The organism is Myroides odoratimimus (assembly GCF_001485415.1).
Classification (GTDB): Bacteria; Bacteroidota; Bacteroidia; order Flavobacteriales; family Flavobacteriaceae; genus Flavobacterium; species Flavobacterium odoratimimum.
Map to the genome: position 1 here is coordinate 1 of NZ_BCMQ01000048.1, position 11319 is coordinate 11319.

At 34.1% G+C, this 11319-nt stretch carries 12 protein-coding genes; 3 read left to right on the top strand and 9 right to left on the bottom strand.

Features of this window, described 5'->3' with window-relative positions; translation table 11 throughout:
* Nucleotides 1–128: 128 nt before the first annotated feature.
* Nucleotides 129–1109, top strand: coding sequence for an IS30 family transposase (locus MODO_RS18445; protein WP_006265742.1), 981 nt, complete (start codon nucleotides 129–131; stop codon nucleotides 1107–1109).
* A gap of 56 nt (nucleotides 1110–1165) precedes the next feature.
* On the opposite strand, the gene MODO_RS18450 is transcribed toward MODO_RS18445, so the two are convergent.
* From MODO_RS18450 to MODO_RS18470, 5 genes are all read right to left on the bottom strand, one after another.
* Entirely contained in the window at nucleotides 1166–1708 is a 543-nt protein-coding gene (locus MODO_RS18450) for an RNA 2'-phosphotransferase (RefSeq protein ID WP_006258417.1), read from the bottom strand.
* Nucleotides 1708–2715, bottom strand: coding sequence for a HEAT repeat domain-containing protein (locus MODO_RS18455; protein WP_006258418.1), 1008 nt, complete (start codon nucleotides 2713–2715; stop codon nucleotides 1708–1710). The genes MODO_RS18450 and MODO_RS18455 overlap by 1 nt, the downstream gene beginning before the upstream one ends.
* Nucleotides 2716–3154: 439 nt before the next feature.
* Nucleotides 3155–3571, bottom strand: coding sequence for a hypothetical protein (locus MODO_RS18460; RefSeq protein WP_006258419.1), 417 nt, complete (start codon nucleotides 3569–3571; stop codon nucleotides 3155–3157).
* A gap of 193 nt (nucleotides 3572–3764) precedes the next feature.
* Nucleotides 3765–4307: a HutD family protein gene (locus tag MODO_RS18465; RefSeq protein ID WP_006258420.1), complete on the bottom strand. Its 543-nt coding sequence runs from the start codon at nucleotides 4305–4307 to the stop codon at nucleotides 3765–3767.
* Between the two features lie 20 nt (nucleotides 4308–4327).
* A complete protein-coding gene (locus MODO_RS18470) occupies nucleotides 4328–4813 on the bottom strand; it encodes a hypothetical protein (protein WP_006258421.1) in 486 nt (161 codons plus the stop codon).
* Nucleotides 4814–5036: 223 nt separating this feature from the next.
* On the opposite strand from MODO_RS18470, the gene MODO_RS18475 reads away from it, so the two are divergent.
* Complete coding sequence (locus MODO_RS18475) at nucleotides 5037–6296, top strand: alpha/beta hydrolase family protein (RefSeq protein WP_006258422.1); 1260 nt, start codon at nucleotides 5037–5039, stop codon at nucleotides 6294–6296.
* Nucleotides 6297–6415: 119 nt separating this feature from the next.
* Here MODO_RS18475 and MODO_RS18480 read toward each other — a convergent pair whose 3' ends face one another.
* The 4 genes from MODO_RS18480 to MODO_RS18495 all read right to left on the bottom strand — a co-directional run bounded on the left by MODO_RS18480 (nucleotide 6416) and on the right by MODO_RS18495 (nucleotide 9391).
* The gene (locus MODO_RS18480; RefSeq protein WP_059051699.1) at nucleotides 6416–7471 is read right to left on the bottom strand and encodes a hypothetical protein; all 1056 of its coding nucleotides are present in this window, start codon (nucleotides 7469–7471) and stop codon (nucleotides 6416–6418) included.
* A gap of 249 nt (nucleotides 7472–7720) precedes the next feature.
* Nucleotides 7721–8008 carry a GNAT family N-acetyltransferase gene (locus MODO_RS18485; protein ID WP_006258424.1) on the bottom strand — a complete coding sequence of 96 codons (288 nt, stop codon included), beginning with the start codon at nucleotides 8006–8008 and terminating at the stop codon, nucleotides 7721–7723.
* A gap of 65 nt (nucleotides 8009–8073) precedes the next feature.
* Complete coding sequence (locus MODO_RS18490) at nucleotides 8074–8475, bottom strand: OsmC family protein (protein WP_006258425.1); 402 nt, start codon at nucleotides 8473–8475, stop codon at nucleotides 8074–8076.
* A 1-nt stretch (nucleotide 8476) separates the two neighbouring features.
* Nucleotides 8477–9391 carry a pirin family protein gene (locus MODO_RS18495; RefSeq protein ID WP_006258426.1) on the bottom strand — a complete coding sequence of 305 codons (915 nt, stop codon included), beginning with the start codon at nucleotides 9389–9391 and terminating at the stop codon, nucleotides 8477–8479.
* Between the two features lie 681 nt (nucleotides 9392–10072).
* Between MODO_RS18495 and MODO_RS18500 the strand changes: the two genes are divergently transcribed.
* Nucleotides 10073–11242, top strand: coding sequence for an IS4 family transposase (locus MODO_RS18500; RefSeq protein ID WP_006258819.1), 1170 nt, complete (start codon nucleotides 10073–10075; stop codon nucleotides 11240–11242).
* Nucleotides 11243–11319: the final 77 nt, after the last annotated feature.

An 11319-nucleotide genomic window follows, 5' to 3' on the forward strand; every position in this document is an offset into this window, starting at 1 on the left:
CTTAGATTCAACTAATAAATGCAACAGCATTTAAAAAACGGCGGAGAACATTTGCTCCATGGAGCAAATGTTCTCCGCCGTTGGCGAAAAAAAACATCTACTTTTGAGGTTCCTACACACCCAAAAAGATGTCACATTTAACGTTAGAACAAAGATATAAAATAGAAGCATATAAAAAGGCAGGTAAATCACTTACTGAAATTGCTTGTTATATAGGCAAAGACAAGTCTGTTGTTAGCAGAGAGCTTAAGCGCAATTCAGACGAAAGAAATGGTGTTTATAAAGCTAATCTTGGACAAAGAAAGACAGCTCAACGACACAAAGAAAAACGCAAGAGAATACGCTTAACTGAAAACGTAAAAACAACTATTATAGACTATCTTAATCAAGATTATAGTCCAGAACAAATAGTAGGTAGAAGTAAACTTGAAGCAAAAGAAATGGTCTCTGTTGAATGTATTTATCAATTCATTTGGCAGAACAAAAAACAAGGAGGAAAGCTTTATAAGCATCTTAGAACTAAAGGTAAAAAATATAGAAAAAGAGGTGCATGCAAAGACAGTAGAGGCTTGATAAGTAATAGAGTAGATATTGAAAAAAGACCTAGTATAGTTGATGATAAATATAGAATAGGTGATCTTGAAATAGATTTAGTAATAGGGAAAAATCATCGTGGAGCACTGCTTACTATAAACGATAGAGCTACAGGGGTTTTATGGATGGGAAAGATAGAATCAAAGGAAGCTCACGTTGTAGAAGCTAAAATTATAGAACTCTTAAAAGACTTCAAACCGTTACTTCATACTATGACTTCTGATAACGGAAAAGAGTTTGCAAACCATCAAAATATAGCTAACACTCTAGAGCTTGATTACTACTTCGCAAAGCCTTATCACAGTTGGGAAAGAGGAGCTAATGAAAATTTAAATGGATTAGTAAGACAATATTTCCCTAAAATGACTAATTTCGATTTAATTACACAAGCAGCAATTGACAAGGCTGTAAATATTTTAAACAACAGACCAAGAAAGAGATTTGGTTTTAAATCGCCTAACGAAATTTTTACAGAAAAATTAAACCTAATGGTTACTGTTGCATTTAATACTTGAATCCACCAAGTAATCAAAACAAGTATAGCCCTGCATTAACACAATTTTAATGCACTTTATTTAGAGATATACTTCGGATCGATATAATCCGTTAGCCATACCCCATTAGCAGATTGGTAAAATGCTATTCCCTCTTCATACATCTTATGCGCTAAGATAGTCAGCACTACTACTCTACCATGACGAGAACCCACAATGATAGCAGTCTCTTTATCTTGGCTTAAATGTACATGTTGTCTACTCATCTTCTTAATCCCCTCTTCCTCTATGCTATTCAAGAAACGATCTGCTGTACCATGATATAAAAACTGTGGTGGCTCTTGAGGAGCGAACTCTAAGTCAACAGCTATAGAGTGTCCTTGATTAGCTCTTATCTTAGTACCATCAGTACTATATCCATATCTCTTCTTATTGTTAGTCTCTACGATTTCGTCAAGCTCTTTCTTGGTAAACGATACTCTCTGTTTACTACATTTACTGATTAACTCCTCTACATCAGCCCATCCATTCTCATCTAATTGTATTCCTATTTTACCTGGTTCATGCCTAAGCACTAGACTTAAAAATTTACCTATACTTTTCTTTCTATTCTCGTCCATTATCTTTCTAATTCTTCCAAACTTAGTCCTAACTCTTTAAGTCTATGCTCTAAGTTCACTATAATATAATTTTCTTCTTCACTATCCTTATACTTCTTATATACCACTTTATAGCACGCCAACAATCTCTCATCATTTACTTCCTTTAACCCTTGTAAAGCATATAAAACAACTCTCTCATCATCGTCATATAAACATTTGATAAACTGATTTAGATAGTTCTTCTTGTTCTTGGCTTCTCCTAGCGTATAGATAGCTGTTGCACGTATAGCCTGATTAGCAGATTGAAGTCCTACTAATATATAATCACCATAATCATCCGTTGCTTTTGACACGACATAGGTATAAAAACGAAAAGTCTCCTCCTCATCGATGGTATCGCTTAATGGAGTAATGAACGGCAGCCAATACGCCTTATCCTCTGCATACCAATGTATTGTTTTTAAAGAGACAAGAAGGTTTTGACCTATTAGTTCTTTAATAAAAGGAATCGCTCTTGTAAACGCTACTTTTGCCAAAATCATCGTAAGAGAACTCCTTATATCATCGTCACACTCCTCAGAAAGAACATATTCTATCTCTTGAAGAATAGCTTCACTAATCTCTTTCTTTCGCATTAGACCAACTAGATATTCTAATTTCTCCTCTTTATCTTCAATGGTCTTAAATGACTCCCATAGCGCTTCACTGCTTCCACCTCTAGCATATCCAAACCATCCAGCGTCTTTACTTACTAATTCTCCTGATATAATCTCATCTAACCATCGCTCATACCAGTCTAGGAAGTGCGCTTCATAAGCGAAGCTTGGTTGATAATCTTCATTTATATATACTATTCTTCCGCGATGCTCCCCATTCATCACAAGGCAGGTCGTGATAGCACATCCTTGAGTACCGATGGCTAATAAACCACTAAACAACTTGTTCTGAATCTCGTAGTAGTCCTCATCAGACAAATCGTCTTCTTGTAAAGCAAAAGTTAATGCTTCCCATTCCTCCTTGGTCATTTTAGGATCTAAAATACAGGCTTGTGCTATAGACTTCTTAATATCCTCTACAAATACATCGATTAGATTGGTCCCTAAAGGATATATACCATAATAAGGTCCTGCAGCACTACTCCCATAAGCATCTTCTTGATTAGTTCCATTTCCTACCTGAGTAAGAAAAGCGACTTAAGCCTCTGGCAACTCTACATTATACTCTTGTTCAAAGTGTTTTATATCTGTGTGACGTACTACTTCTCCTATTCCATATTGATGTGAACTTGCTCCAAAAACTTGATATTACTGATCAAAATCCTTAATCATACTAAGCTTATCTTTTATTCTCTCTATCTGTACATTCATAATTTTCTTTTTCCTACTACAAAGAAAGTGAATTTAACCACATAATTATATCGCTATAAAAAGGTATCTTAAACGATAATACTATATAATAACTATTTTAAAAATTACTTGAAAAGATACTTAAATCACTCCCATCATAATCAGGCATGAAATACTGAAGTATCGGGATATAAGCATTGTGCATCCCACTGTGTTCTTTTATTTTCTTCTTGTTTTTCATGATAAATCCATCATAAAAACAATTCTTTTCTTCTCCTAATACTTGCAAAACAGCTATATCTAGATAGGGATGTCTTCTACTGAAGGACTCTATCCCATTGTCATACGCGAATACTTCTTTTACTTCCTTTGCCCCATTGACTAGAGTATCGATATCTCTATATACAACTAGGAATTGTTTCTGATGGCATACCACACTAACAATATTACTAAAAGGAAATAACTTACTCAATTCTTGATTAAAAGCATTCTCATTACAGTCCACTAAAGGCACTATGATATAAGACATTTCCATATACAACTCAGTTTAATGTTATCTTAATCCAAGTTACTATATATAATACACTGTATTGTAATCCAAATCTTAAGTAATTATAACTAAATTATTAAAATCACACTAATAAAGAAACAAATCAAACTTTTTAACCTTTATCCTATATAATATTAATATTACACAAATATTAATCTATTATTTTAGTACTCTATATTTACCAATATCCTATAATAGCTTTCTGATCTAAAGTAAGAGATATATCATCAGACTCTTCATTAATGATTAATAAACAATCATATTGTTGCATTGAATAACACACATCATTAACCACTGCGATACTATCTACTAATGCAAATATAAATAGGTACACAGCATTAGTATTCACCCCATCAGAGCTAATTTGTACTACTTCATCCTTTATAGATTGATGTAACATTAGATTAAAATCTTTACCTAAGGAATAAGAGGTAATGTCTTCTTCAGAACCAAAAGAGAAAAGAGTATGGGTAGTATAATATTCCTCTTTCCCTTGTCTATATAGCTTTAAATCCCCTTCTAGCATAGATAGATATCTCCTATATCCATTAAAACGGGTAAACTCAGAAGGAACTGCTTCTATAGTAGCGCTGCTTATTCTAAATATAAAATCCTTATCTACATATTGAGTATCTCGAGGATATATCACATACTCATTTGTCTTACCTCCTGACCAAACACTAGTTATGATCTCTTCTTTTTTTATTAATTCTATTGTCATGCGTAGAAATAGTTTACTCTTTATTCTGCTATAAAACGAACATCTTTCTCATTCGTTTTATCCACCACTAAGATAACACATGGATGTATTGTAAAGCTTCTATTTTCTTGACTTTGTTTAATTGTATAAGACAACTCTAACACATCTCCTTTCGCTACTAATTCCTTTATTTCAAAAGAAGTATCTTTATCTGTAGGCTGACCTACTAAAGCTAAGACAAATGATCTTTTAAAATCAATAGACGTTGGTACTCCCTGCTCTCCCATTGTAGTTGCAGTACCAAAATAAGACTCAAAGTGATCTTGTGAAGTAATACGAAGACTTTCTACTTTATCATTCTCCACTGTATTTTTTACAAAATATCCCTTAGCCAACTCATATTTTACCTCCTGTTGTTTATCTGTATCACTTAATTCTATTTCATTCTCTGTACTTTCTTTCTTAGCTGTGTTACAACTACCTAACAGAATAGTCCCTAATAATAACATCAATATACTTCTGTTCATAATATAGATTTTATCTAAAATAACTCTCTATCTCTTCTTTTATTGCAATAAAACGTCAATTTAACTTTTATACCATATCATATATAATTCAAATCTTTAAATATATTGTAATTACTATCATTGTTAGACTTTAACACACTGCCCTTTATTGTCAATAAAAAACTATTTTCTATATTTAGTTCTATAACTAAAACATATCGAATTTTTAAACTCGTGAACTATTATGAAAAAAAGAAGTTTTTTAGTGAGTACGATTCTGTGCTCTGCCTTTATATTCACATCATTAACAGCTTGTAACAAGAATGATGACAACGGAAACAAGCCACAAGAAGAACACTTTATCTCTGAAAAGGACTATAGTCTAGATAAACTGGATGAAGCAGGAGCTATTAAAGTAATGACCTACAATATGCCTTATCTAAACGGAAAGAGTCAAAGTACCACAGCTCTTATCATGTATCCCAAAACACCTAAACCAAAAGATGGTTACCGCATCGTGGTATGGGCTCACGGTACAGTAGGAGTAGCAGATGCTTGTGCTCCTAGTAATAATCCATTAGGAGAAAACTTTAAAGTAACTGCTAAAGCCTTATTAGCTCAAGGATATGTGATCGTAGCTCCTGATTATGAAGGACTAGGTACCCCTGGTATACATCCTTACTTACACCTAAAGAGTGAAGCCCTATCTGCTACTTATGCTATCAAAGCTGTAAAAGATAAATATACTAACGACTTTAACGGAGACTGGATGTCTGCTGGACAATCTCAAGGTGGTCAAGCTTCTCTAGGTATAGCAGAGTTAGCAAATAGTGATACTACTTATAAAGGAGCTGTAGCTGGTGCACCTGCCTCTAGTTTAGGAAAAATCATTCTAGAAGTAGCTCCAGTAGCTCTTGCAAAAATAGAAGCTATGGAGAATGCTAGCCCTACTCCTATACCTTTAGAAAAGAGAAGTTCTGTTACATCTTATGCTACGCTATTAGCTTATGCTGCTCTAGCAGGAGTAGGTATTAAAGCAGAAACTCCGTCTTATGACTATACTGCGATATTCGAAGATAGAGCTAAAGGCTTTGCTAAACTAGCTGAAGGAAGTAATGGAGATAATGGAGACTGTCTAGATGGAGTACGTCAAGCGTTTATGGCTGACATCATTAAGTATATGAATGAAGATCCTAGTAATAAGGTAATGACTTACCCTGGTCTTAATAATGAGAAGTTTAAGAATGACCCTATCATCCAAAAGTTCTTATTAGATAGTCAGCCAGGAACCAAGAAAATAGACAAACCTATCTTAGTCATCCAAGGACAAGCGGATACTAATGTACCTGCTATCGTGACTCAGGGAATGGTAAAAGGCTTACAAGACCTAGGTTCTCCTAGTGTAGAGATTATCTTAGTAGAAGGTGCTGGACACACTCAAGCTATCGTATGGAAGAATGATGAACTAGTGAAGTTTATCAATAAATACATGCCTGCTCAATAGCAAATAAACACAAAAACAATAAAGGTCACTAACAGAAGCTAGTGACCTTTATTATATCTTTAAATCAAGTACATTAAGTCAGAAAATTCTTAATTCTTAATTCTTAATTCTTAATTAAACTATATCTCGTGTTGCAGAACGAAAGCTTTGTTATACGTCTCTTTGCGTTGTTTACGAGGATAGAATACTAAGCCTATCTTACCATCAGTGATAGGACTTATCCCTGATAATACTAAATCGTTATTATCAATAGACAACACTTCCTTAGTCAATAAGTTTTGGTATCCTTTTTTATTCTTGTTATAGAACAGTTCTACTAGTTCATCATTCTTAATCACTAACCACCCATTTCCAAACTCAGTCGTGAATTGTATTGCATTAGTATCATCACTTACGCGTTGTGGATGCCAAGTACCGAAGAACTCATCTCCGATATTAAATAGGTCTCCATACATCCCTTCTCCATCTGCATCTATCTCTACGATACCTATCTCACCATTCTCCTCACATAACAAATATGATTTCTCATCAAATGACAAAGTCAGCGCTTCGTGTACAAAAGGAAAATCGAACTCTAGTAATCTTCTTCTCAATTCCTCCCCATTCTCATCTATCTGACGGTGAAGCCATCCATCCTCTACCTCTGTAATGATATGAATCTCTCCATTTCGTACACAGATCTTATTATCTTTAGGAAAAGGAATAGCTACTTTCTTTTCATCCACTAGCACACCCTCTTTAAATGCTATAACGTTCATTACATCTGCCGCTTTTTCGCTCCAGATATCTACATTATAGAAAATAGAATGGTCTGCTGTACATCCTACAAAGCGTCCATCAAATGACTTGTTCCCTTTAAATCCTTTTACACTCTTATCAAATATAGCATAAGAAGTCATCTCTTCTTCCTCTCCACTTACTAAAGAAACAAAGTTCTCCTTAGTAGGGCTTAAAAATAAAGTAGGCAATACTCCCCTAGTCTCTTTCTCCTCTTTTGTATTCCCGTCTTTATCAATGATAGTATATACTAACTCATAAGTATTAGTATCTCCTTCATTCGAATAAATATAATTTGCGATTAACAGTCCCTCTTTATTCCAACAGCTCCCCTTTACGCTTAATGCATAAGGTACTTCTATTGTAGATATTAACCCAAAAGATGTTTTTTCGTTCATAAGATTTAAAGCGTTTAATTCTGTGCAAAGGTAGCAAAAACAATATAGACATACTTGTATAACACACAAAACTTATTTAGTTTACCGTGGACAGTTATCAGTTAACAGAATTGCCTACACATAGCGTTGTAATGTTGATAGTACAGATTCATAATCCATGATAAACCGATGGCGCGGATTTATAATCCGTGACAATCACACAATAACCACTAAGTACATCTTGTCTATAAGAAAAAACTTAATTCTTAATTATACTAATACGTCTCCTATCTCAGCATGCATCTTTTTAAACATAGCTGCTGCAAAAGGACATAATGGCAATACCTTTAAATTCTTTTCTCTTACATAAGGGATTACACCTTCAAGTAATATAGCCTTTCCTACTCCTTTACCATTAAATGCTTCTTCTACTCCCGTATGATCTATAATAATCTTATCTGTACCCGCTACAGAATAAGTCATATCTCCGGCGCGCTGTCCGTCTATATAAGCAACGAATGCGCCTTTTGTCTCTTGAGCTTCATGTTTTATTTCCATAATGTATTTTATTATTGATTAATGTTATAATAAGCTTTTGTTCTCCATTCCCTAGTTTCCTAAATCTAAACAGCTAATTCTGTATTTATAGTCACTTCTCCTGTCAATACCTTATGTACAGGACATTTATCAGCGATAATAGCTAATCTCTTCTTCATATCAACATCTAATGATGCACCTTCGAACGAGACCTTTCTATTAAAAGTAGTCTTTGTCCCTGTAGTATCTCTAGTCATCTCTATTTCCACCACAATCTTCTCAGCTTCCCACTTCTTTCTATCCATGTACATTCTCAGTGTAGCAGCTGTACAGCTCGCTAGTGAAGTAGCCAATACTTCGAATGGGTTAAACCCTTTATTCTGTCCACCTAGATCAGCAGGCTCATCCGTAATCAATACATTACTACCAGCTGTAACCTCTGTATAATATAATTCAGTACCTAAAACGGCTTTTACTGTCACGTCCATATTACTTCTTATTTTTAAATGATTTCATCCCTTCTGGAAATGGTACATAACTATCACTATCCCCTTCAATTAAAGGAAACACCTCATAGTTCTGATTGATCCAGTCTTGTTTTGCTTTCTCTAGTTTATCAGTATCATGAGACACGAAGTTCCACAGTATATAGCGCTCTTCTGGTAGAGGTTCCCCTCCGAAGATATAGACTGTAGTATTAGGCTTCATTTCGAACTCACATAGCGTACTATCATTAGAGATCAAGATATTCTTAGGTTCGTACTCATGCTCACCACTCTTCACTCCTCCTTCTAAGATATACATCGCTGCCTCTCCGAATAGTCCACTTCCTATATTTATCTTTTTATGTTCTGTAGATTTGATTTCGATATAATACAATGGGCTATATACAGGCACAGGTGATTTTCTTCCTAATGCTTCTCCTGCTATCAGTTTATACGACACACCATCCTCTTCCCAACTAGGCAAATCTTTTGCTTCGATATGCACAAAAGAAGGCTCCATATCTTCTAGTTCTTTAGGCAATGCTATCCAAATCTGTAACCCGTGTAGAATAGCATCTGGTGTAGTCGTGCGTATATCCTCTGGCATACGCTCAGAATGTACTACACCTCTACCTGCTGTCATCCAGTTTACCGCACCTGGTGTGATACGCTCTACGCTTCCCACACTATCTCTATGCATGATCTGTCCTTCGAATAGATAAGTCAATGTAGATAAACCTATGTGAGGATGTGGATCTACATCTAAATTATCGTGTTCTGCTACGGATATAGGTCCCATATGATCTATAAAAGAAAATGGTCCTACGGTTCTCTTTTGTCTAAAAGGTAATAACCTACCTACTAAGAAATTACCAATACTCGCTGCACGTTCCTCTATAACTAAATCTACGTTTGACATAATATGATTATTTAATTGATGAATACTTAATTGTTCTAGTGTAAAAGTATAGAAGTTCTATTCATTACTAGTTAATATAGATTAAGAACCACTTCATTTATCTCCCAAAACTCTTCTCTTTAAAGATACTGATTCTATAGAAAACAGTAAAGTTGAAAACACTTTTTTAACGTTTATAACAGTTCCCCTTTCTAATAAGTAGACTTCCTCCCTAAATTCTCTTCGAGTTTCTTGAGGTTTGCTAGGGGTTTTCTTCGAGTTTACTAGCCCAAAGCACGTTTTTCAGCAAGAATACTCCTAGAAACCCCCAAGGAATCTCCTAGCATCCTACACCATGATTAAGGCACTACACTCATCAATGGTATATAAAAAAAATAAAGCATAAGTCAACTCAATAAACTTATGCTTTATAAACAAAACCTAAATAATAAAATCTTTATTACTTATCTGATGTTAATTAACTACGTTAACATCGCTCAAAAAAAAATAACTATGAAATTGTATACTACATCTATACAATAACAAATGCTGTGCCAAAAAAGCAATTTGAACGAATAGAATGATTTTTTATTCATAATTCTACAATAGCGTCCTAAACATTTAAAAAAAGGCACAAAAAAAGAGAGTTAATTTCGGATCTCAAATTATCTTTGAGTTGCACACCTAAAAAAGACTCTCTCGATGGTAAATATAACACTGTTTTCACAAATAATAGCAAAACTTGATCGTTCAAAATTCAAAAAAATCGTAAAAGAAAAACAGACAGACAAACACAACAAAGGATTTAATAGTTGGAGTCACCTTGTCTCTATGTTATTTTGTCATTTTGCCCGTAGCAAATCTGTTCGTGATATTAGTAATGGACTTCGTTCAGCCACAGGCAACCTAAATCACCTTGGTATAGATAGAGCACCATCTAAATCCTCAGTAAGTTATCAGAACATAAACAGAACTCATAAACTTTTTAAAGAGTATTATTTTGTTTTACTTCAAAGTTTAGGACAGCACCCCAAATTTAAACAAGTGAAGTTTAGAATCAAGTCAAAAATCTTACTATTGGACTCCACCACAATATCACTATGCTTGAGCATCTTTGATTGGGCTAAATACAAAACCAATAAAGGAGCAGTTAAAATGCACACATTACTTGATTTTGATGGAAATCTACCAGCTTATATCAATATTACTAATGGTAAAACAGCTGATAATAAAGGAGCTTATGATATTCCTTTACTTAAAGGTAGTGTTATAGTTGCCGATCGTTTTTATAATGATTTTAGCCTTTTAAACGTTTGGGACAGCAAACAAGTATTCTTTGTCATTAGACATAAAGACAACTTAAAATTTGAAACAATTAAAGAGTTGGAACTACCTGAGAATAGACATCAAAATATTTTAAAAGATGAGATAATTACTTTAACTAATAGTAACTCAAAACAACTATATCCTAATAAACTAAGACGAGTAGCGGTATGGGATCAAGAAAATGAGCAAGTTATAGAGCTTATCACAAATCAATTTACTTGGACTGCTAATACAATTAGTGAGCTTTATAAAAGTAGATGGATGGTGGAAATATTCTTTAGAGACCTTAAACAACTTCTACACATTAAGTCTTTTATAGGAACTTCAGAAAATGCTGTAATGATACAAATTTGGACTGCACTTATCACTATTTTAATACTGAAAGCTCTACGTGCTCAGTCTCAATTTGGTTGGCATTTATCTAATTTAGTCGCTTTTATACGTCTAAACCTTTTTGTTAAAATTGAACTGCAAAAATGGTTAGATAATCCGATAAATGAGGTAGAAAAACCCCCTCCAAAATTGATACAGGGGGTTCTGTTTTAAATTTTATCGAAATATCATCTATAACCTACTAAAATGGGAGGATATTTTATGCCTTAAATTTATTTAGGACGCTATTG